The following is a 23,828-nucleotide window of genomic DNA, read 5'->3' on the forward strand; positions in this document are numbered from 1 at the left end:
CCCTTTTTGTACGCTTATTGATTTATTCCTTCTACTTTAGCATGGTAATTGACTACTATGCATCAAAAACGGCAAGAGTTCAACGACTTACCTTTTATCATTATGTAAGAGATGGCTTCGTTCAAACCATGCATGCACCAGTGTATAAAGATATAAAAAGAGAAGGCAGGACCCTTGTCGGATCATGCCCTCTTTATCGTGCTATTTTTATGATGATTATAGTTTTTTAATCTCATCTTTTAAAATCTCGGATTGTGTACCAAAAACAATTTGTACACTACCTTGACCTAAGCGCATCACACCTGCTGCACCTAGCTGCTTCAAGGCTGCATCATTTACCTTTTGGTCATCGTTTACTACTAAACGCAGACGAGTAATACATGCATCAATGTTCTTGATATTTTCTTTTCCGCCGATATTTGATAATACTTTTTCTGCTTTATCTCTCATAGCATCATTGGTTTTAGCCGTATTCCCATCGGCCGCTGCTGCGAAATCATCTTCGCGGCCAGGCGTTTTCAGGTTCAGCTTCTTAATCATGATACGGAACAAGAAGTAGTAAAGCACGAAGGTTGCAAGACCAATCGGCCAAAGCAGAAGTGGTTTTTGCGACCATTTAAAGTTAACAACGTAATCGATCAAACCAGCAGAGAATCCAAATCCTAGTCGTACGCCTAATTCAACAATAATAAAGGCAATAGCTCCTGTTAAAACGGCATGGATACCATATAGTAATGGAGCAGCAAACATGAATGCAAATTCTACTGGCTCCGTGATACCTGTCAAGAACGCCGCGATTGCTGTACTTAAGAAGATAGAAGCCACCGTTTTGCGGTTTTCAGGCTTCGCTGTGTGAACGATTGCAAGTGCGATCGCCGGCATCGCAAACATCATGATTGGGAAGAAGCCTGTCATAAATAGTCCGGCAGATGGATCTCCCGCAAAGAAGCGATTCAAGTCACCTTTTACGATTTCACCAGCCGCATCTGTAAACGTTCCAATTTCAAACCAAGCGATCGTATTAATAACATGGTGCAAACCAAATGGAATTAGTACACGGTTCGCGATACCAAAGATACCACTACCTACAGCCCCCATACTTACAACCGTATTACCAAATGAATTAAGCGCCTCTTGGACAGGACCCCACACAAGACCAAGCAGCAAACCTAACACGACCATGGTAGAGGATGTAATAATTGGAACAAACCGTTTACCACTAAAGAAGCCTAACCAATCGGGAAGCTTGATATTGTGGTACTTGTTGTAGAAGTAAGCAGCCAAACCACCGGACATAATACCGCCTAGTACGCCCATGTCCAATTTCATTGCATCGTCAATGAAAGCGAATGCAGGTGGAACCGCTTTCAATACATTAAGTAAAACCAATTGTGCAATTACTGCTGCTAAAGCGGCAACTGCGTCTCCTGCCAAACCAATGGCTACCCCGACAGCAAAGATTAAAGGTAAGTTATCAAAAATAGCAGAACCGCCTGCTTTCAGGAATGGAGCGATGTAATGATTTAAAAATTCACCAGTGGTGCCCATGTTAAAGTCTTTAACATAGTCGATCGCTCCAAAACGTAGCAATAGAGCGGCAGCTGGCAAGGTTGCGACCGGAAGCATCAAAGCTTTACCAATCTTTTGAAGAAAAGCCAACATATCATTTCCTCCTTTTGAAGTTATATATGAGTAGTGAAACCTCATGGCGTCCATAAGGTTTCACATCATATCGCTTGTTGTATGCGTTAGCCTTGAAGAATAGCCTCTCTGGATTCGTCTTGCAAAGGCAATAGCTCAGCCGTTGCACGATCTACCAATACGGTCAAATTAGGATGCAACTGTAAAATGGATACAGGCACTTGTGGATCAACTATGCCTGTGAATAAATGACGGACAGCTTCCGCCTTACTCTTGTCATTTACTAGTAACAGGACGTGGCGAGCCTTCATAATCCCACCAATCCCCATCGTCACAGCTTGCTTAGGTACCTCGGATATATCAGAGAAGAAGCGAGCATTTGCTTCGATGGTCTCAGACGCAAGTTCTACTACATGAGTAGATAATGTGAACGCTTGAGCCGGTTCATTAAAGCCAATGTGTCCATTATGACCAATACCCAATATTTGGATATCAACGCCACCTGCTTCTTCCATTGCCTTCTCGTATCGGGAGCACTCTGCCTTCGCATCGGTAAATATACCTGATGGAATATTCGTCTGTTCTTTTTTAATATTTACATGTGAGAACAAGTTATCCCACATGAAATAGCTGTAGCTTTGATCGTGGTCAGCAGTCAGCCCCACATATTCATCTAGGTTAAACGTGGTGATTTGACTAAAATCAACGTTTCCTGCCTGCTGCATGCTGATTAATTCTTTATACATCCCTATTGGCGTGCTTCCTGTAGCCAAGCCAAGCACAGATGTAGGTTTGTTTTCTATTTGTTCTGCCATGATTTCAGCAGCTTTTTTGCTTAGTTCCTGATAATTCTCTGATACAATTACCCTCATTACTTATCCCTCACTATCTACAAGATGTATAGTTGTTTAAAAGGATTAAGCTTTTAGCGTTACTTCAAGAACTTTTTCCTGACCACGAGTCACAGAAGCACCTACAAATTGTGTCATGCTTTCTACAGCATCGCTATTTGTAATAATAATTGGCGTGATTACAGGGTATCCTGCGTTTTTAATGATATCTAAATCAAATTCAATCAGGGTCTGACCCGCTTTTACATCTTGACCGGTCGTTACTTTTGCGGAGAAACCTTCGCCGTTTAAGTTAACCGTATCAATACCGATATGCATCAAGATTTCAGCACCATTAGCTGTCTGCAATCCGATTGCATGTCCGGTGTTAAACAAATGAACGACCTTCGCATCAACAGGTGCTACCAGAACACCTTCTGTTGGGTCGATAGCTAAGCCATCACCAGCAATTTTTTGAGAAAAAACAGGATCTGGTACTTCTTCTAAATGAACTGCCTTACCAGTAAGGGGAGCTAGCAGTTGAGTTGGCTGAACTTCTTTTTTACGAGAAAATAATTTGCTAAACATATAGGGCCTCCTTAGGTGTTCACTGACTTTATCAAATAGAAAAGGCATGAGCATAGAAAAATGGGTATGCCTAAACAAATTGATATCATTTAGGATACTCCATCCTCCACTGCTCATGCCTAGTCGAACTAGTAACACGCTGTGAAAAGACAATTATTCTTTTTTGTCCTTTACGAGTTGAAACAAGCGGAACAAATGCATAGCCATGTATCCCACTTCGTCCTCAGGGACTTTAACATCTAACTTTCGTGAAATGAGCTCTCCTAATTGCAAAGCAAGCTCATATGCCTCAGGAAGCATCGTTTTCACGCGATCCAATAAGGGATTTTCTATTGTTTTGCCTTCCATCAATCGTTCTAGAACGAAGCGGAAATGCGTAATCATTCGAGTATAATGCAAGCTTTCCTTTGTTACCTTCAATGTTAAACGCTCTTCCACCATCTGAATCATCTGTAGGATGAGGTTCGTATGCTTCACTGTCTGCGCTACTGGAATGTAGCTAACAGCTGAGTGAATATGCAGAGCCAAGAATCCGATTTCACTTTCTGGAACCGTAGTCGTGAAGGTGTCTTCGATTAAGGCCGCCGCTCGTTCAGCAAGGATGAATTCCTGCGGATACAGCGCCTGAATCTCGAATAGGAAAGGGTTTACAATTTCCATACCGCTTGACAAGCGATGCACAGCAAACTGGATATGGTCAGGTAAAGCAACGTGAATTAATTCATTGATCTCAGGCGTCATTTCATCACAAATCCATGAAATGATTTCTTCTGCAATTTCAATCACCGACTGATCAATTTGGGTCAGAAGCGATTGGAACTGATTTAAGTGAAGCTCATTTTCCATTCGAAAGCGCTTCTCAATACGTTCATCATTCTTCGCAATCGGGTTGCCTGCTTTTTGCCCAAATCCAAGACCCTTACCAAGCAAGACCATTTCTGTATTCACAGTTGGATCGCTTACCAAGACGACGTTATTGCTTAAAATTCGACTTATGTTATAATCTTGGCTTTTGTACACGCAGACACCACCATAGATCAGAATTACGAACTTGCATTGAGAATCCCTGCGTATCCTGCAACAGTCATAAAGTCAAAAAAGAGCCAACATCAGATTTTCTCCATGAAGAAACAAGAAAGAAAAATCCTTTGTGTGGCTCATGCCTGTCTGTAACAGTAACACGCCTGTAAACGCATTATTCGCTTCACATTCATTTTACTATAAAGTTGATAAAAGTCAATCATAACTTATCATCTTTATAGGACCTTCTAGCTAACGATATGCTTTAACGAAGCCTCATTTGTTCTCTGCCTCGTTTTTTATCCCAATATGGAAGTACTAGTCGATCTAAACCAAAGTATCCAGCATTGCGACCAGCAACTAAAATAAACGTGGTTAATAAAATCAAATATGGATTAATACTGACTGTACCACTAAATAAGAATGCGTAATTCATAGAAATGCCCATTAATCCAGCAAATGTGGTGAACAGCCCTAGTAATAACGCAAGTCCTACCAGGAATTCTCCCCAAGGAATTAAGAAATTGAAAAAGGAAGCTCCCGGCAATGCGAAATTTTCCAGAAAAGCAGCCCACCAGGCTTGAACAGAAGGATGATCACCAGTCGCTTTTTCAATCGCTCCTTTTAAGAAGCCCTCTGTCGCAAAGCCTCCCCCGCTTAACTTGCCCCAACCAGAGGTAATCCAGGTATACCCCAAATAAAGACGAACCAATAATAAAACAACGGAAGCACTTTGAGATTGTCGTAGCCAAGCTACCATACACACCACTCCTTTTTTCTCTGTAAAAAGCTTTTTGGTTTCTCTACATTTCTCTCTCCCACTACGTAAACCAATTACTCCTTGCTATGTTAAACAGATCTTTCTGCCTTTATCATACCCATGCTTCCTTATTTACACGGGACTCTTTTGGATATGTTGGCTGATTGACAAAGCTCCTTGAGCAACAAATGAACATTGTAAGATAGGGCTGTAATTCTTGTTTGTCATTACCGATAACCGCTATTTTATGTAGTCATTTAGACTTAAACCCTCGGCGCCTATCAGTTCTCTTTTCTTACTAGTATGCTTTGCTGCCAATTGACTTATTTCTATTATTTTTAGCAAGAAATTGGTTTTGGTGGTTATATTCTGCACAGCTAGAAATATTTCCTCTATTTCCCGATGTGCTTGTTGCAGCATTTCATATATTATTGTAGTCGTTACTCCATGTTGTAAAAATAGGTTCCTTGCTTCATTTTTCTTCGGTTCCATTGGTTCTACTAGAGTGCTATATGTTTGTATGTCTAGGTAAATCTTATTAACTGCTTCCTTGCATTCGTGCCAGATGACGGCAGACTTGTCCAGCAATTGCTTCACAGACTCTTTTATAGCCAAAGAAGCCTCATTGTCGTGATCATTTATTCGTTCACTATTCAACATGGTCTGTTTGGCCAAACGCTGTGTTTCTTTTGTTACTGTAGAAATGTCCAGCAGGATTTTTTCTAGTGCCTGAATATCACAATCACATTTTTGACTATTTGCAGCAAGCAATGGATTATTCTTTGTTTGACACTCCATTCGTGTAATAGTGTCTCCCTTCCTAACTTCTTGTATATACGTTATTTATCGAAATTTCTGCTGAACAAAAATAGGGTCATTTTACACAAAAATAAAAACACCAGGCAAAATTTACGTTTCACCTGGTGTCCTATTCTATTAATCATCGAATGCTATGAGAGTGGGCCAGCTATTTTTTGATTAATTCCAAATCAACTGGAATAAATTCTTCTACCTTTTCACCCTTGGATACTTTAATGGCAGTCTCTACCGCTTTTTTACCGATCTCAGATGGTTTTTGCGCTACAGTTGCCGCCAGTTTTCCATCCTTAACAGCAGCAACCGCATCCTCAGTAGCGTCAAAACCTACTACCTTCACTTCTTTTAAACCCGCTGCCTCCAATGCTTGTAACGCGCCTAAAGCCATTTCATCATTGTGGGCAAACACAGCTTGGATGTTTTTATTTCCTTGTAAAATGTTTTCCATAACACTCATGCCTTTTGCACGATTGAAATCTGCTGGTTGAGTAGCTGTGACTTTTAGACCATCTTTATTGTCTACCGCGTTGTGGAAGCCTGTACCCCGATCACGCGCCGCCGAGGAACCAGGGATACCCTCCAGCTCAACCACGTTCCCTTTACCGCCTAGGGAATCTAGTATGAATTGACCAGCCATTTCTCCACCCTTCACGTTGTCGGAAGCGATATGTGCGGTTACTTTCCCACCTTCTGCAGCACGGTCTACCGTAACTACCGGGATATTCGCTGTGTTGGCTGATTCAACTGCTGTGGAAATAGCTGCGCTATCGGTTGGATTAACCAAGATGACATCTACTTTTTTCTGGATTAAATCCTCTACTCCACTAATTTGCTTAGCAGTATCATCCTGAGAATCTACGACAATCAGATTTACCCCTGCCTCCTTGGCTGCCTTTTCTGCGCCTTCTTTTAATGTTACAAAGAATGGGTTATTTAAAGTAGAGATAGAGAGCCCGATGGTGACACCTTCTTTTTTCGCATCAGGAGCTGGTGCCTTGTTGTCCTCTAAGCTGGATTGGGTGGAACAGCCTGCTAGTACAGATAAAAGCATAGTGGATGCCAATGCTACTTTCACGTACTTCTTCATGTCGAAACCTCTCCTTTTTCTCATTCATTTATTTTTTAGAACGATCTAGCAAAACGGCAATCAAAATGACTGCCCCTTTGGCCACCAGTTGATAGAATGATGATACATTCAACAGGTTCAGACCGTTGTTTAGCACACCGATAATCATGGCCCCGATTAAGGTACCAACGATCCAGCCTTTACCACCAGACAGACTGGTTCCCCCTAGAACAACTGCCGCAATGGCGTCTAGCTCATAAGATGTTCCCGCCGTTGGTTGAGCAGAGTTAAGACGGGAGGTCAAAATAATACCCGCTAAGGATGCGAACAAGCCGCTGATAGAATATACCCAAATTTTAACCTTCGTGGTGGAAATCCCTGATAATCTAGTTGCCTCCTCATTGCTTCCTAAAGCATAGACATGTCGACCAAATGTTGTATGTTTTAAAATGAAATACAAGGCGACAAAGGAAAGTAACATCCAGATAACTGGCATCGGAATTTGTAAAAAGAAGCTTTTTCCTACCGATCCAAAGCTATCTGGCAGTCCTGTGATTGGTTTGCCCTCTGTATAAACTAGCGTTAATCCTCGAAAAACTGTCATGGTTGCCAATGTCGCGATAAAAGGAGCTACATTTCCCTTTGCGACCAAAATCCCATTGAATGCCCCCATTACCAAGCCTGCCAATAGTCCAACCACGATCGCTAGGAACGGATCGCCGCCACTAGCCATCAGCCCTGCTGACAATGCGCTGGATAAAGCTAAGGTAGAGCCTACGGACAGATCAATGCCTCCTGTTAAAATAACAAAGGTCATTCCAAATGCAATCAGCGCATTAATTGAAACCTGGCGTAGAACATTAAATATATTGCTTACCGTTAAAAAATCAGAGCTGACGATGGACAGGATAATCACTAACAGAAACAGTCCCAGTAACGGTCCCATTTGTTGCAAAAAGTTGCCTTTAAGCGTAAGCGTTGGTTTCGTTTGTGCTTGCAATGAAATGACCTCCTCCTGTTGCTGCGTGCATAATGCTTTCCTGAGTAGCTTCTTCTCTTGAGAATTCACCCGTTATTTTTCCTTCATGCATAACGATAATTCGATCGCTCATTCCTAAGACCTCAGGCAATTCTGAAGAGATCATGATGATCGCGACACCTTCCTGTGCCAAACGGTTCATCAAATCATAAATCTCTTTCTTGGCTCCAATGTCCACTCCGCGCGTTGGCTCATCTAAAATTAAAATCTTTGGAGCGGTAGCCAGCCATTTTCCAATCACAACCTTTTGCTGATTGCCCCCGCTTAACGAACCAACCCGTTGCTCACTGCTATGCGTTTTCACTACTAATTTATCGATTGTCTCTCTTGCTAGCTGCTGTTCCTTCTGCTTATGAAGGACCCCAAAGGATGAGAGACTGGACAGATTAGGCAACGCTATGTTTTCACGAACCGATAAGGACAGAACCAAGCCCTCTTCTTTTCGATCTTCCGTTACAAAGGCAATTCCTGCCGCAATAGCATCCTTGGGCTTGTTGATAGCTACAGACCTGCCTTCTACTTTTATGCTCCCTGCCTCCAGCCGTTCGAGTCCAAAAATAGCTTTAGCAACCTCCGAACGGCCTGCTCCCATTAATCCGGCAAATCCCAATATTTCGCCAGCTTTTACTGCAAAGGAGATATCCGTCAGTTTACCTTTAACAGATAGATGATCTACGCGCAGCTTCTCTTCGCCAAGGGACACCTTTACCTTTGGAAAGCGATCTGTAATTTCTCTACCTACCATCATTTTGACCAGCTCGTCCATGTTTGTCTCAGCCGTTACTTTCGTGCCAACATACTGACCGTCACGAAGAACTGTAATGCGATCGCTAACCTGAAAGATTTCCTCCATCCGATGCGAGATGTAAATCATGCCTACCCCTTTATTTTTAAGGGAGAAAATGACCTCAAACAAAGCATCGATTTCACGATTGGTAAGAGCTGCGGTTGGTTCATCTAGTACAAGGATGTCCGCCTGTAATGAAAGCGCTTTAGCAATTTCGATCATTTGTTGCTGACCAACCGATAAATCGCCCACCCTGGTATCGGGATCAACCTGAATGCCTAATTTGTCTAGATATACCTTTGCTTCCTGTCGTAGCTTTTTCCAATTCACAAATTTGGTTTTTCCATAGGTAAATTCGCGTCCCAAAAAAATATTTTCGGCTACAGATAAATGGGAAATCAGGTTCAATTCCTGATGAATGATTCCAATCCCCAGTTCAGCGGCTAACTTCGTGGTCATCTCCGGTACAGGCTGACCTTTAACCGTGATAGAACCGCTATCTTTGGTATAAATGCCACCTAGGATTTTCATAAGAGTAGATTTACCTGCACCATTCTCACCCATTAGCGCTACCAGCTCACCTGGACGCACTGTCAATTCAACCTGATCGAGCACCTTGACACCTGGAAACGACTTACAGATTCCCTTCATTTCTAACAATAGATCTGTCATACGTTCACACCGCCTTTAAAAAGTAACTCCAGCTTCTAAAATCACATTGGCATATGGCGTGCACTCTCCGGTACGTATGATTGCTTTCGCTTCATTCGTCCGTTTTTTAAATTCCTCATGACTGATGATGCTTTCTTCTACGTGAGGAAGCTCCTGTTTCATTTTTTCATAAAGAGCAGGGCTAACCTCGATCATCTCGTTCGCATAGTGGATACGCTCCACCTGCATTTCTTCTAATATTACTTGCAGCACATCCAGAAAGCTTGGCAAGCCTGCCTTGAGGGCCACATCAATTCGCTTCACCCCATCTGGAATCGGCAGGCCCGCATCGCAAATGACAATGCGGTCTGTATGTCCCAGCTTACTGATGATAGTTGATATTTCACTATTCATGATCCCGATTTTCTTCATGTTTCTCACCCTTTAGCTGTGTAAGAATTTCCCTAGCTGTAGCTGTTGCGACCCCAATCTGTCACGTCTAGCAAGAAGCTATTCCTTAGATTGAAACGCTAGGACTTCCTTCATTGTAGGCATTCCCTGCTGTGCTCCCAGCTTCGTTACAGCAAGTGCCGAGACAATGCTAGCAAACTCAACAGCTTCTGGAATGCTCTGTCCAGAGGCTAGTGCATAGGCGAGCCCTGCGTTATAAGAATCACCGGCCCCTGTGGTATCGACGACCTGCACTTTATGACTAGCAATCGTCCCAAAGGTCTCGCCATTCATTAAGTAGGCAGAACCCGTGGCTCCAAGTGTGGTAACCACATGCTTCACTCCTTTTGCATGGAGTGCCTTCATTGCAGCAGACAGTGTTGTTGCTTTGTCTGTCGATTGATTTTGTTCCAGCCCTGTCAAAAGATACAATTCTGATTCATTAGGTGTCATGACATCGATATAGCCAAATAATTCATCTGGAAGCTTCTGCGCTGGCGCCGGATTTAAGATGACCATTTTCCCGGCTTCTTTAGCTAGCTTTGCCGTGTGAACAACTGTCTCGATGGGGATTTCCAACTGTAGTAGCACGATGTCCGCCGCCTTTACCGTATCAGCATGCAGATCAACATCCGTCATAGAGGTATGCGCATTGGCCCCTGCCACTACAATAATTTGGTTATCTCCTTCTGCTAGTAAAATGGAGGCGATGCCGGTCGGAGCATTTTCAACACGTTTTATCGTACTTACCTGAATTCCTTCCTGCTTCATCGCTTGCTCCAAGGAATCTCCAAATGCATCTCTGCCTAAGGAACCAATCATGGATGTCTGGGCCCCTAGACGTGCGCAAGCAACCGCTTGATTCGCTCCTTTCCCCCCGGGGATAAAATGAACATGATCTCCGCTGATTGTCTCGCCCATTTTTGGCTGACGAGGTGCTTCTACTACAACATCCATGTTAAGACTGCCAATGACAGCTATGCGTGGTGGTTTCATGCTAATGGCTCCCTTCTGGTTGAACTGCGCTCAATAAAAATCGGCTCTAGTTCAAATACACTCGGTAATCCCTTTGTGCTCTCTATTTGTTGAGTTAACGTAAGTGCTGCTAGCTCCCCCATCTCGTAGATCGGTTGAGCTACCGTTGTTAATTCTGGTATTGTCATCGAGGCCAGAGCAATGCCATCAAATCCGCATACAGCTACATCATCTGGCACTCTTCTGCCAAGCTGATTCAAGCCTTTTAGCACCCCAATGGCCATTAAATCATTTCCGACAAAAATACCATCAATATCGGGATGCCTTCTCAGTAATTCCTTAACTGCTTCTTGGCCACCATTTAATTGAAAATATCCCGGTTCCATTAAGCTTGGTGAGTACCAGGAAAATCCTTGAACGCTTTCTTCATAGGCAAGCATTCTCTCCCTGGCAGTAATTAATTCCTGCGGGCCATAGATATGTCCAATCTTGCGACAGCCCTGCTCCACTAAATGAGCTACAGCTTCCTTTGCCCCCACGTAGTTGTTACATCTAATGACAGAACAATGTTGATTCTCGGGGGCACGGTCCATGACCACCAGGGGAATCTGATCCTGTTGCATCTTTTGAATGTCTTCGCTGCTCAAGGTTTGGGAAGCGATAATGATGCCATCAATATATTTTTTCTTGAGAACTTCAATATATGTTTTTTCCTTGTGCCCCTGATCATCAGAGTTACATAAGATCACCGTATAGCCTAATTCTCTGGCTTTGTCCTCCACACCGCGTGCCATCTCTGAAAAAAATGGGTTCGTGATATCTGGCAAGATAAAAGCAATCGTACTTGTGCGCTTACCCGCCAGACCTCGCGCGACCGAGTTGGGCTCATACTGGAGCTGTTGAATTGCTTTTTCAACCTTGCGACCCGTCTCTACATTTACATAGCCTGTTTTGTTAAGCACACGAGAAACGGTTGCCACAGATACACCTGCCAGCTTTGCTACATCGCGAATCGTTGCCATCATCCGTCACTCCACATTCGTAACCATCTATATGTGTAACCGGTTTCATATAAACGATATAAGACCAAATAAATCCAAAAAATACATGCACAAAATCTCATAGTTTTCCTTTTTTTCATAAATGTAACCGGTTTCACAATCTTACAACACAAATATACCCGGTCACAGATAGGGTGTCAAGCGAAAGTGATCACTGGTAGAAACTGCTTTATAACGACAATTCTGTCTCGTAAAATCAGAAGTAATAAAAGAAATTTCGCCTAAAATAAAAGAAAAAAGGAGCATATTCGCTCCCTTTTACTATTCATGAATATACTGTATTCAGACTATTCATTAATCCATGATAGCGCTATTGTTCCCTGCCCGGCATGCACACCAATCGTGGAACTAATAGGTCCAATCATCACTTCTACATCCTGATACTTCTCTTTTATTCGCTTTTTGAGAGCCTGAGCTTTTTCCATTACATTCCCGTGTAGAATTTGTACATTCTTAATTTGTTGTTTCTGCATTGCTTGATCAAGCTGTGCTAGCATGCGGACAATCGCTTTGTTTTCCGTTCTAATTTTTTCATAGACTTCAAAAATACCATCTCTAATACGCAGAATTGGTTTGATCTGAAGTAGATTACCCATGAAAAACTGTACGCCATTCATCCGTCCCCCGCGATAAAATTGATCAAGACTTCCGAGGAGGATGTAGCTCTCCGTTTTCTCAGCGATAAGACGCAACGAGCTTGCGATCTTCTCTGGTGAAGCTCCCGTTTTTGCCATTTTCATTCCTTGCAGAATCATATGTGTAATGGGATAGGACATCGTTTTAGAATCTACGACCTCTACTGGAAACTCCGCCAGCTTGGCCGCGCTCTGGCTGGCATTAAGTGTTCCACTTAGCTTACTCGATACATGTACAGCAATCGCACAATCATATTTTTGTTTGAGGGTCTCATATAACTCCACAAAATTGCCCAGCGAGGGTTGAGAGGTCTTCGGAACTTCTTGCGTTTTCTCGATTTTTTCGTACAGTTGCTCAGGCTTCATATCGAGGCCATCTCGGTAGGTACCGTCGGAGAAAATAATTTCGAGTGGCACGACATAAATATCGTGCTTTTCCCGAAGGTCAGCAGGTATATAGGCCGTACTATCTGTTACCCAAGCAATTTGTTTTTTCACTGAAACGCTCCTTTATGTTAAAAAGATATAAGTAAAATTATATATCCTTCTCTATCTGTTTCCTATTGCCTATTTCATAAGAGGAGTGAACACTTTCTCTCAACCTGTTCACAATTCGGGCCAAACCTTTCTGAAATAAAAAATATATTTCGGCAATTTTGTAACCTTTGCTGATATATGCCGACTATTACATAGAAAATAAGTAACCTTTTTAAAAGTAATATTGGAAGAGGATTTCACAAAAATAGAAAGCTAGCAAGAACTCAAAAGGATAATAGCTGGGACTCCGTTGCCTACACACGCTATGAAAGTGAAAGGAAGAACTACCAAAAGACGTCAATCCCTTTTCAAGAATTGACGTCTTTTTCTCAAACTTTATGTGTTTTCCGTTTTACTCATAAGCTACTTTTCCATCCTGCACCACAATCTGCCCATTTTTCACAACGGTTTTGACGTGATTGATGCCAAAATGATAAGGCAGATATGCAAGATTATCCGCATCATAGATGACCAAATCCGCCTGTTTACCCACTTCAAGGCTTCCAACCTGTTCTGCACGTCCAATCGCATGAGCGGCATTGATCGTCATGGCCGTCAATACCTCCTCTGGTGTCAGCCCCAGATTTAGGCAGCCTAGCGTCATCACAAGCTGCAATGACTCTGTAGGTGAACTGCCTGGATTGTAATCAGTGGAAAGGGCAACAGGAACACCTAACTCGATCATTTTTCTAGCGCGAGCATGCTTACTCAGTCGAAGATTAAAGGAGGTTGCTGGCAAGCAGACTGCTACAACACCTGCTTCCTTCATCGCAAGTAATCCCTCATCGCTTGCCGCTAACAAATGCTCAGCAGAAATGCAGCCTAGCTCGGCGGCTAATTCTGCTCCCCCCAACGGTTCAATTTCATCTGCATGAAGCTTCAATCTAAAGCCAAGCTTACGAGCTGCCTGCATAATAGCCCTCGATTGCTCTACACTAAACACCCCATGCTCGCAAAATACGTCACAGAATTCAGCCAATCCAGAACGTTTTACCTCAGGTAGCATTTCGTTAATAACCAAAGCAACATATTCATCTGTTTGTCCCTTATATTCGGTGGGGACTGCATGCGCCCCCATAAAAGTAGAGACTAAGTCGACTGGATGCGCTTTTTGTAACGCACTGGTTACCCGAAGCTGTTTTAGTTCTTCTTTCACGCTAAGGCCATAGCCGCTTTTTGCTTCTACGGTAGTTGCACCGAATTGCAGCATTTGATCCAGGCTCTTCTTTGCCTTTACAAACAGTTCCTCTTCAGTAGCCGCACGCGTAGCTCGCACCGTGCTTAAGATTCCCCCGCCCTTTTCTAAAATTTCCAGATAGCTGGCTCCATTTAATTTAAGGGATAATTCATGCTCACGAGAGCCTCCATGCACCAAATGCGTATGCGGCTCGACTAATCCAGGTGTAACTAGCTTTCCCTTTGCATCCCATTCTGTAGAAATGTCAGCCCCTTGGATTTGTTTTTGCACGTCCTCTTCTCGTCCAACTGCCACAATTCGTCCATCTACCACGGCTACTGCCCCGTCTTGAACCAATCCAATCTCTTTCATCTCAGCCCCAGAACGTGCCCCGGCTGGCCCAGCCATTGTGACGAGTGCTTTGATATTATGCACAAGCAAATCGATTTGCGACATCACGCTTTCCTCCTATTCCCTTTTACTCCGTTGCTTTTTACATATCAAGCATCGGTACTCGAACCCCACGCTCTTTCGCTGTTTTAACGGCTAATTCATAGCCTGCGTCAGCGTGGCGAATAACTCCCATGCCCGGATCGGTTGTAAGTACACGTTTCAGTCGTTCTTCTGCTTCCAACGAACCATCTGCGACAACTACCATTCCTGCGTGCAAGGAATACCCCATTCCTACACCGCCGCCATGATGGACGGAGACCCAGCTTGCACCCGCAGAGGTATTGACCAGCGCATTTAAAATAGCCCAGTCTGCCACTGCATCACTGCCGTCCTTCATTGCTTCTGTCTCCCGATTTGGAGAAGCAACAGAACCACAATCTAAGTGATCTCGTCCAATGACGATTGGTGCTGAAATCTCACCGCTTCGTACCATTTCATTGATAGCAAGCCCCATTTTGACACGCTCTCCGTACCCTAACCAGCAGATACGGGCGGGCAAGCCTTGGAATGCTACTCTTTCCTGGGCCATCGTAATCCAACGGCGGAGATGCTCGTTCTCTGGGAACAGCTTTAACACAAGCTCATCTGTCTTATAAATATCATGTGGATCGCCTGACAAAGCAGCCCAACGAAACGGCCCCTTGCCCTCACAAAATAATGGGCGAATATAGGCTGGAACAAATCCGGGAAACTGAAAAGCATCCTCAACCCCTTCATCAAAAGCAACCTGACGAATGTTATTCCCGTAATCAAAGACGATCGACCCTGCCTTTTGCAAATCAAGCATGCCCCGTACTTGGGTAGCCATTGAACGTTTTGCTAATTGAATGTATTGATTTGAATCGCTCTCTCTTAATGATTTTGCCTCTTCTAATCCATAACCGATGGGTACATATCCATTCAAAGGATCATGTGCCGAGGTCTGGTCAGTGACGAATTCAGGCGTTAGCCCACGTGCAACCATCTCTGGAAAAATCTCTGCGGCATTACCGACCAAGCCAATGGCCAAGGCTCTGCCTTCGTTCTTCGCTTCTGTTGCTATCCGCCATGCTGTATCTAAATCATGCACCATCACATCGCAGTAACGAGTATCAATCCTGCGTTGGATGCGAGCAGCGTCAATATCAACTGCGATGACCACACCTTCATTCATCGTAACAGCTAATGGTTGAGCTCCCCCCATGCCGCCCATGCCTGCTGTTAGAGTGATGGTGCCTTTTAACGTGCCATGATTATGCTGGCGTGCAGCTTCTGCAAAGGTTTCATACGTACCTTGCAAAATTCCTTGTGTTCCAATATAAATCCAGCTACCTGCTGTCATTTGTCCGTACATCATCAGGCCTTTTTGATCTAATTCACGAAATGTCTCCCAATTTGCAAAAGCAGGAACCAACACCGAGTTCGATAACAGCACACGTGGGGCTTGGGAATGGGTACGGAATATTCCTACTGGTTTACCCGATTGAATTAACAATGTCTCGTCTGCTTCTAATTCTTTTAAGCATTCAACAATTTTGTCAAAACTAGCCCAGTTACGTGCCGCTTTACCAATCCCTCCATACACAACCAAATCCTCAGGGCATTCTGCAACCTCTGGGTCCAAGTTATTCATCAGCATGCGCAAAGCCGCTTCCTGTTCCCAGCCTTTCGCGTTTAATTCATTGCCGCGCGGAGCTCGCACTACTCTTTTATTGGTTGTTGTCATACTACATTCCCCTTTCGTATAGGCAAACATTGACTTACAAACACAACGGGCTTGCTAGCTGTCGATTGGATGGGCACATCCCGTTCAGAAGGATATATTATGATTTCGGAAAGCTCGTACCGTCACTTCCCATGAGCCTTTAAGTGGATCGAAGCAGATGATATCAAAGCCCTTTCCCTTAGGATGGTTGTCTAGCACCGTCTGTAATTATGTGACTTTTCCTAAAAAACTGTTTATTTGTTTCAGTTTACCGGAAAGCGCTTACGTTGCATCTAGCCTAATTTGCGAAAAACTAGCACAATCTTGCTGTACGATATTCACGCGGACTCATGTTCATTTGCTTTTTAAATAGGCGACTAAAGTAATTCGCATCCTCAAATCCTAGTTCAAAGGCAATCTCCTTAATAGATAAATCTGTTGTTTCCAAATAAATAACAGCCTTTTGCAGCTTCATGCGATGAACGTATTCAAGAAAGCTGTATCCCGTTTCTCGTTGAAAAAGATGGCTAAAATGATAGACACTCAAACAGCAATTTTGTGCTACTTCTTTCAATCCTATCTTTTCACCCAGATGCTCCTTCAAATACGTAATAGCGCTTCGAATAACAGGGGAATATTTTTTCATGCCTAACTGTTCTACTTGCCGAACCAAATGGATGCTGTACCGCTCGACTTTTTTCAGGAAAGTGTCATAGCGGATTGTTTGATAGAGATCCTGAATAAATCGCGCATTCTCCGCCAAAATAGTGGAAGCATCTGCCCCTAGCTCCAGAACCGTTCTCGACATAGCTGTTATTACCTCAACGACCTCCGATTGAAAGCTCTCCACATCCTGCTGATCGACCATCGTCCTATCTTGAAGCAACTTGTGCAAGGCTTCTAGCACAGCGTGTTCATCGCCAATTCTCACACTTGCGATAACATCTGCTCGATTTTTGCTAGGTATGGAGGAATTTCTTCTGCTTCTGCTATCCCGATCTCGCTTCGTTCTTATGGGCAAAATCAACTGATTTCCTTGAAAAAAACGATCCTTTAAAGCCATTTGTGCCTCTTCATAGGAATGCTGCATATACAGCGGATTTTCATAGAAGCCCCCCATGCCAATGGAGACGGATATCCTTTTCTCATCAGCATGCTGAACAATCTGAGAGGCAATCTGACGTGCCTTTTGATCAGCAAAAGTCTGTTGCCTATTCTTTGTCTCATCGAGTAGCTCCAGTAATACGACAATAACTCCTTCTGAAACCCAGCACCATACAAAAGGAACAGCTAAAGCCTGATGCAATACCCCAAGTAACTCTTGTCCAATTTCTTGGCGCCAGCCAGCAGGCTGATTCACTGCTACATCAGGATAACGATCGAGTGATATCACCAATGCAAGCTCAGGACGAATTGTCATTTGAAGCTGTTGCTGTCGTATCGAAAACTCTGCCTCATGCACCATTGTTCCGGTTATCAGTTCGTGAGCAAATGTTGCCTGTACCGCTGCTGCTTGCTGTAAAGTAAGCATCTGGCCTCGCTCCTTGTCCTTTTATTCTAGGCAAGTACAAAAATAGACGATCATTTCCGTGTTTTTTATCGGAATTGACCGCCCATTAATTGTTGCGTTGTTACTTTTATTATATTGCTTTTTCGTTTTATTCGCGATCTAAAAGAGATGCCCCAGCTATTCCCGGATGCGTCATTTCATACGGGTCTAAAATAATGTCGAGCTCCTCTTCCGTCAATACATTGTAGTCTAGGCACAGCTCACGTACCGATCTACCAGTCAGGGTTGCCTCTCTGGCAATACGCGCTGCTGGTTCATAGCCTAAATGCGGATTAAGTGCAGTAATAATGCCCACGCTATTTTCTACGTACTGGCGGCACCGCTCTATATTTGCTTCAATACCTTCCAGACAGTTTTTCTGGAATACGGTAAATACATTATTCATAATGGTCAAGGATTGGATCAGATTAAATACAAGTACAGGCCCCATCACGTTCAGCTCTAATTGACCCGCTTCAGAAGCTAAGCAAATCGTATGATCATTCCCAATCACTTGGAATGCTACCTGATTCACTACCTCTGCCATTACTGGATTTACTTTCCCCGGCATAATGGAAGAGCCTGGTTGACGAGCAGGCAAACTAATCTCACCTAATCCAGCACGAGGACCGGAAGCCAGTAAGCGTAGATCGTTAGCGATTTTAGACATATTGATCATACAAACCTTCAAAGCCGCAGATACCTCTGTATAAGCATCAGTATTTTGCGTTGCATCGACTAAATTTTCTGCGCTTACCAATGGCAATTCGGTCAGCTCTGCAAGAATTTTAACGACCCGCTCGATATAGATTGGATCGGCATTTAGCCCTGTACCTACTGCTGTTGCCCCCATGTTTACTTCATACAGGTGCTGACGAGTCTGCCCAATTCGTTTAATATCTCGATCTAATACTCTGCTGTATGCTTCGAATTCCTGGCCCATCCGAATCGGAACAGCATCCTGTAAATGAGTGCGCCCCATTTTAATGATATGATCAAATTGCTTTGCCTTGTCTATGAATGCATCTCGCAACGCTTCCATAGTACCGAGTAGCTGATTAATCAAACGCAGAACCGCAATATGTACGGCTGTAGGAATCGCATCATTTGTAGATTGCGCTTTGTTTACATGCGTATTTGGGCTTAGGGAAAAATAGTCGCCTTTCACCGCACCCATGATTTCCAATGCACGGTTTGCTATTACTTCGTTAGCGTTCATATTGATAGAGGTGCCGGCACCACCCTGAATAGGATCAACGATAAATTGATCGTGCCATTTGCCATCAATCAATTCCTGAGAAGCTTGTACGATTGGATCACCTAATTTGGAAGAAAGCTGCTTTACTTCCATATTGGCTAGAGCCGCGGCTTTTTTTACATAGCCGAGTGCTTTAATTAGCTCCCCATCAATACGATAGCCTGTGATCGGAAAATTCTCTACAGCACGTAACGTTTGAATGCCATAATAAGCATGCAATGGTACCTCTTTTGTTCCCAGAAAATCTTTTTCCTGACGTGTTTCTTGACTGATACTCATGGTTAGTCCCCCGCCTATGATCGCTCTAGCTAGAGCCGTATTGATTGTCAGTTCACTTATGTATCTATCATATACCAGTTTGCCCCATTCCAACAGGTCTGACCACCTGATATTGTGCAAAAAGGTAAAAAAGCAAAAAACCGATAAGCCTTTGCTCACCGGTTTCTTTTAAAGGAACATTCATTATTTAAAGTGCAAACATTTTTCGTAGAGCTTCTTCATTTACATAGTTACCGACCAAGAAGGTCCCGAACTCACCATAACGAGCACTTACTTCATCGAATCTCATTTCATATACAATGTGTTTCAATTCAATTGGGTCATGAGCAAATAAGGTAACGCCCCATTCCCAATCGTCATAGCCCACAGAACCGCCAATGATTTGCTTGATTTTACCGGCATATTTACGGCCAGTCAATCCGTGAGTCTGCATCAATTCACGACGCTCGTCCATTGTCATGGAATACCAATTGTCTTTTTCTCCACGTTTTTTGTTCATCGGATAGAAGCAGAAGTGATTCCATTTTGGCAGAATTGGATACAAACGCTCACGTACATGCGGATTCGCTTTAGGGTCTTGACCAGGATTGTTTACATAGTTGCTTAACTCTACCACGGAGATGTAGGAGTAATCCGTCTCTGTATAATCTGCAAAGCGAGTTTTATTGATCGCTGTTTTTAACTCATCAAGCTCACCCATTGTAGGGCGTAAGAAGATAAAGCATAGATCGGCTTTATGTCCCAGTACAGAATAAACAGCCGTGCTACCACCAGTCTCGGATTCTGCATCATTCCATACACGCATGAGGGAAGTTAGTTCGTCAAGAGCCGCTTGGCGTTCTTCGCTAGATGCTTTTTTCCATTTTTCCCAGTTCATTTTACGGAAGTCATGATAGGTAAACCATCCTTCCAACGTGAGCAATGCTTCATTGGCTGACATGTGACACAACTCCTTCTTATGGTTTAGCGTGAGCCTTTGCTCCGCCTATGTACATACACAAAAAGTCCCTGTTTCTTGTAAGAGACCTGTCCCTCTTTTATCTTACTGATAACTTTTGGAAAAGACAATGATTGTAAGGTCATGTCATACAGTTGTATATTCTGTGACAAAACCTGCGTCTGCTCACAGCTTTCGTAGCATCACCTGTTTAATAGCATGTTGTTTTCCCTTCGTCAAAATCAAATCAGCGCGATAACGAGTAGGTAAAATATTTTTATGTAAATTAACTGCATTGATTTCCCGCCAGATGTTATTTGCTACATCCAGCGCCTCTTCATCCGATAGCTGCGCATATCGATGGAAATAAGAAGCCGGCTTCTGAAAGGCCGTCTGTCTTAGCAATAAAAAGCGATTCAAGTACCACTCGCGTATGTCTTTTTCATCGGCATCCACATAGATGGAGAAGTCAAAGAAATCAGAGACAAACACCTGAGGCATATTTTCATTATCCATCGTACGTCCTACCTGCAAGACATTTAATCCTTCCACAATCAAGATATCGGGCTGCGAAACGATTTGCTCCTGATCATGCAAAATATTGTAGGTCAAGTGGGAGTAAAGTGGACAACTCACTTCTTTTACGCCAGATTTTACGTCTGCTAAAAAATTGATCAGCTTTGTTGTATCATAGCTTTCCGGAAAGCCCTTACGTTTCATCAGCCCGCGTTCTTCCAAAATCTCATTTGGATAAAGGAAGCCATCCGTAGTAACCAGCTCCACCTTTGGATGATTAGGCCAGCGTTTCAACAAGGATAACAACACCCGTGCTGCTGTGCTTTTTCCAACGGCGACACTACCAGCGATTCCAATGATAAACGGTACCTTTTCTGAACGATTCCCCAGAAAAGTATCGGCAGCCTTGTACAACTCTTGTGATGCTGCTACATATAAATTTAACAGCCTGGAGAGAGGCAGATAGATTTCACTGATTTCCTCTAGTGATAGTTTCTCATTAAGCCCTTCTAGATCAGCTAAATCTTCTTCACAGATGGATAAGGGCGTTTCATTTCGCAGGCCCCTCCACTCTTCCCTTGAAAAAATCATATAAGGGGAATAAATTCGTCTGTCGGCATAATTCGCCACGGTAAGTCCTCCTTCTCAGGCACTGCCTCAAAAACAATGTCCACTCCATAATACATTCCTAGCCTCGATGCTTCCACTTCGAATTCTACAAAAAACGATCTTTTTCGCATTTTACTATGAATTCCAAGGAAAAAACTGTTAAAATAGTCAGAGATACAATGAGACTAGGAGGTTCCCTCATGGAAGATAAATTAGTCAAAAGTGCAACATATGGCTTTCTTGTTGGCTTAGCTATCATGATTCTCTTGGTGCCCGAAAAGCGCGAAATCACGCTATATTCTGGTCGGATGACTACTCAAGATCTGACTTGGATGGAATACATCCTTCGTGTGGTGAGATATACCATTATCTTTACCAGTGCTGTCGTTCTCATGACATTTTTCCGAGAGAAAAAAGGCTGCCAAAACTCTGGTTTGCCTTGGGTGGTAGAAAAAATATTATATATTGTGTTAGGCTTCTTAGTTGTCACAGCAGTTGGTATTATGCTGTCACTTTTCATTCCTTTTCTGTATCACCTATTCTCTTAACTCCTATGCTTGTACCACAATGTACGATAATCCACATGTCCTTGGCGATTAATTCTGATTCCGTGCAGACGCGGGTCAACCATTAACCCTATCCGATTGCGGTAAAGGGGTAGATAAGCTATCTGTTGCTGTAGTATTTGCTCTATTTTGGCGATCGCCTTCTGTTGATCTATCCCTGATTGAAGGCTTTGTAGGTGAGTAATCGCCCTGTCAATGCTGTGCCGATCCTTATCCTTCATATGAGAATAAATAAAACTGTTATATGATAAAAAAACTTCTAATAAAGACAGCTCGGTATCATCGCCCACTGTGGCACTATCATGAATCAAATCAGCCTGCTCAATAGTGATAGGCCGCAGTAACTCACTCACCGCATAATAATGAACTTCGATGCTTATCCCATACATCGCACACTGCTCTTTAATCCATTCGCAATCTTCCACATGATCTCGATCGGTAAAAGTATGTAAACGAAGAGATTCTCCTTGATAATTGCTTTGTTGTAGTAACAAACGCACATGCTCAAAAAGACACAGCTCAGATTCTCGTTGGCTCTCTTCTTTCGGTAAGCTATCTCTTTTCCAAGAAGCAAAGCACGTAGCTACTTCATGGCGTGCCCCTCCCAGTTTGTGCAGCATCTGTTTGGGGGATAAAATCAGTTGCAGCGCCTGTCGAAAGGAGAGATTTGCCGTAGGTCCTGTTTTTCGCTGATTGCAGCTTAGATACTGAACACACCAATCATCGCTCGTTGCCCTTTGCCACTCCCCGCTGTCCCCCTCTCCTGTTTGCTCTACATTAACTACTTCATCCATTTCATACCACATACCATACGTTGTTATCTGTTCGTTTTCATCAGTCTTTTTTTGCAACGCAATAAACTGCACACGATCCAGATGGGGTCTAACACCGAAATAGCTTTCAAAGGCTTCAAGTATGACCAGGCCATCATCGTTGCGAATCAGTTTAAACGGCCCCGTTCCTACCGGCATCCTAGCAAAATCGGTACCTACCTGCTCTACATAATCCCTTGGAACAATGGCAAGATGGTCATTTCCTAGATAACGATCAAACAAATGATTAGGACCTGTAAGCCTTATTTCAATTACTCGATCGTCGCGCTCGATCATCTCACTTATTTCTCGCGTAAGCCATTGATAAGGAGAATTCTCCCTTGCTAAGCGATGAAAGCTATAAATGACATCGCTTGCTAGTAGTTCCCGCCCATGGTGAAACAAGATTCCTTTGCGCAAAAAAATCGTCCAGCAATCCCCAGATTCATTCTTTTCGATATGGTAGGCTAGGTGAGATTCCATTCTTCCAGATGTCTTATTATAGCGAAGCAACGTTTCACAAATATGCTGACTGATATGGCACTCGGAGCGTAAATAAGCGTGGATAGGGTCAACTACAGATAATGGTTCACCTAAAGGAAGACGCAGTGTCTCGATCCGTTTGCCTTGCTCCCGTTCCCACTGTAATCCAAATTGTCCTCGAAACCATCGCTGGAATCGTTCATTAGCCCTTGGCAGAGTAACCGTATATTTTTGCATAAGGGTCAGTGCTTCTGCTACCTGTCCTGAATAAATCATCTGTTGCGCATGGCTGACTACTATTTCATCTGGCTCAACTAGAAAGGAAAGCTGTGAACGATTTCCCCTTCCTTTGCCAGGTATCCATGCAATCCATTGAAGAGCAATCCATTTCTGCAAAATAAACCTACTATTCCGGGTAGTGCAGCACAACAAAGTAGCAATTTGCTCAAGAGAAATCGAAATAGGCTCTTTTAATGGAACATGAATCAATTCCGTTCGAAATCGAATAAAATCATCTATGATATACATATCGACTCTTCCTTTTCCCTTGTTCAACTACCACTACAACCTCTATTTCTCATCATTGACTCCTGATATAAATGATTCGGGGGTCCCCCCCTTACGAAAAGAGGAAAAAGTAGAGCTTTCT

Annotated in this window: 21 protein-coding genes; 1 reads left to right on the forward strand and 20 read right to left on the reverse strand. The window is 43.2% G+C overall.

The window, feature by feature from the left end; genetic code table 11:
- Positions 1-216 precede the first annotated feature (216 nt).
- From O0550_RS19225 to coaA, 19 genes are all read right to left on the reverse strand, one after another.
- Positions 217-1,662, reverse strand: coding sequence for a PTS transporter subunit EIIC (locus O0550_RS19225; protein ID WP_003340744.1), 1,446 nt, complete (start codon positions 1,660-1,662; stop codon positions 217-219).
- Between the two features lie 86 nt (positions 1,663-1,748).
- Entirely contained in the window at positions 1,749-2,513 is a 765-nt protein-coding gene (gene nagB, locus O0550_RS19230) for a glucosamine-6-phosphate deaminase (RefSeq protein ID WP_003340746.1), read from the reverse strand.
- Between the two features lie 45 nt (positions 2,514-2,558).
- On the reverse strand, positions 2,559-3,059 hold the full coding sequence (locus O0550_RS19235; protein WP_003334704.1) for a PTS sugar transporter subunit IIA: 501 nt from the start codon (positions 3,057-3,059) through the stop codon (positions 2,559-2,561).
- A gap of 153 nt (positions 3,060-3,212) precedes the next feature.
- Positions 3,213-4,079: a glucose PTS transporter transcription antiterminator GlcT gene (gene glcT, locus O0550_RS19240; RefSeq protein ID WP_022585738.1), complete on the reverse strand. Its 867-nt coding sequence runs from the start codon at positions 4,077-4,079 to the stop codon at positions 3,213-3,215.
- Positions 4,080-4,344: 265 nt separating this feature from the next.
- Positions 4,345-4,839, reverse strand: a complete 495-nt coding sequence (locus O0550_RS19245; protein WP_003334702.1) for a DoxX family membrane protein — start codon at positions 4,837-4,839, stop codon at positions 4,345-4,347.
- 240 nt (positions 4,840-5,079) lie between these two features.
- The gene (locus O0550_RS19250) at positions 5,080-5,637 is read right to left on the reverse strand and encodes a hypothetical protein (RefSeq protein ID WP_258427077.1); all 558 of its coding nucleotides are present in this window, start codon (positions 5,635-5,637) and stop codon (positions 5,080-5,082) included.
- A gap of 169 nt (positions 5,638-5,806) precedes the next feature.
- The gene (gene rbsB, locus O0550_RS19255) at positions 5,807-6,742 is read right to left on the reverse strand and encodes a ribose ABC transporter substrate-binding protein RbsB (RefSeq protein WP_101669121.1); all 936 of its coding nucleotides are present in this window, start codon (positions 6,740-6,742) and stop codon (positions 5,807-5,809) included.
- A 28-nt stretch (positions 6,743-6,770) separates the two neighbouring features.
- Positions 6,771-7,667 (reverse strand): ABC transporter permease subunit, encoded by an 897-nt coding sequence (locus tag O0550_RS19260; protein WP_258427101.1) that lies wholly within the window; start codon positions 7,665-7,667, stop codon positions 6,771-6,773.
- Between the two features lie 19 nt (positions 7,668-7,686).
- Complete coding sequence (locus O0550_RS19265) at positions 7,687-9,219, reverse strand: sugar ABC transporter ATP-binding protein (protein ID WP_258427078.1); 1,533 nt, start codon at positions 9,217-9,219, stop codon at positions 7,687-7,689.
- A gap of 15 nt (positions 9,220-9,234) precedes the next feature.
- Positions 9,235-9,630 carry a D-ribose pyranase gene (gene rbsD, locus O0550_RS19270; RefSeq protein WP_022585733.1) on the reverse strand — a complete coding sequence of 132 codons (396 nt, stop codon included), beginning with the start codon at positions 9,628-9,630 and terminating at the stop codon, positions 9,235-9,237.
- Between the two features lie 78 nt (positions 9,631-9,708).
- Positions 9,709-10,644 carry a ribokinase gene (gene rbsK / locus O0550_RS19275; RefSeq protein ID WP_181748103.1) on the reverse strand — a complete coding sequence of 312 codons (936 nt, stop codon included), beginning with the start codon at positions 10,642-10,644 and terminating at the stop codon, positions 9,709-9,711.
- Positions 10,641-11,645 (reverse strand): LacI family DNA-binding transcriptional regulator, encoded by a 1,005-nt coding sequence (locus O0550_RS19280; protein ID WP_258427079.1) that lies wholly within the window; start codon positions 11,643-11,645, stop codon positions 10,641-10,643. Before O0550_RS19280 ends, rbsK begins: the two co-directional genes overlap by 4 nt.
- 326 nt (positions 11,646-11,971) lie before the next feature.
- Positions 11,972-12,817, reverse strand: a complete 846-nt coding sequence (locus tag O0550_RS19285; RefSeq protein WP_258427080.1) for a DegV family protein — start codon at positions 12,815-12,817, stop codon at positions 11,972-11,974.
- A gap of 391 nt (positions 12,818-13,208) precedes the next feature.
- Entirely contained in the window at positions 13,209-14,489 is a 1,281-nt protein-coding gene (gene hutI, locus O0550_RS19290; RefSeq protein WP_258427081.1) for an imidazolonepropionase, read from the reverse strand.
- Positions 14,490-14,526: 37 nt separating this feature from the next.
- On the reverse strand, positions 14,527-16,191 hold the full coding sequence (hutU, locus tag O0550_RS19295; RefSeq protein ID WP_258427082.1) for a urocanate hydratase: 1,665 nt from the start codon (positions 16,189-16,191) through the stop codon (positions 14,527-14,529).
- A 292-nt stretch (positions 16,192-16,483) separates the two neighbouring features.
- Positions 16,484-17,701, reverse strand: coding sequence for an AraC family transcriptional regulator (locus tag O0550_RS19300; RefSeq protein WP_003340774.1), 1,218 nt, complete (start codon positions 17,699-17,701; stop codon positions 16,484-16,486).
- A gap of 127 nt (positions 17,702-17,828) precedes the next feature.
- Entirely contained in the window at positions 17,829-19,256 is a 1,428-nt protein-coding gene (gene aspA / locus O0550_RS19305) for an aspartate ammonia-lyase (protein ID WP_003340776.1), read from the reverse strand.
- Positions 19,257-19,443: 187 nt separating this feature from the next.
- Positions 19,444-20,196 carry a hydrogen peroxide-dependent heme synthase gene (gene hemQ / locus O0550_RS19310; protein WP_003340780.1) on the reverse strand — a complete coding sequence of 251 codons (753 nt, stop codon included), beginning with the start codon at positions 20,194-20,196 and terminating at the stop codon, positions 19,444-19,446.
- Positions 20,197-20,379: 183 nt separating this feature from the next.
- Positions 20,380-21,339: a type I pantothenate kinase gene (gene coaA / locus O0550_RS19315; RefSeq protein ID WP_003334684.1), complete on the reverse strand. Its 960-nt coding sequence runs from the start codon at positions 21,337-21,339 to the stop codon at positions 20,380-20,382.
- A 179-nt stretch (positions 21,340-21,518) separates the two neighbouring features.
- On the opposite strand from coaA, the gene O0550_RS19320 reads away from it, so the two are divergent.
- A complete protein-coding gene (locus O0550_RS19320; protein ID WP_003340785.1) occupies positions 21,519-21,866 on the forward strand; it encodes a hypothetical protein in 348 nt (115 codons plus the stop codon).
- On the opposite strand, the gene O0550_RS19325 is transcribed toward O0550_RS19320, so the two are convergent.
- Complete coding sequence (locus tag O0550_RS19325) at positions 21,863-23,707, reverse strand: ABC transporter substrate-binding protein (protein ID WP_258427083.1); 1,845 nt, start codon at positions 23,705-23,707, stop codon at positions 21,863-21,865. The genes O0550_RS19320 and O0550_RS19325 overlap by 4 nt on opposite strands.
- Between the last annotated feature and the right edge of the window lie 121 nt (positions 23,708-23,828).

Source organism: Brevibacillus halotolerans, assembly GCF_026891775.1.
Taxonomy (GTDB): Bacteria; Bacillota; Bacilli; order Brevibacillales; family Brevibacillaceae; genus Brevibacillus_B; species Brevibacillus_B halotolerans.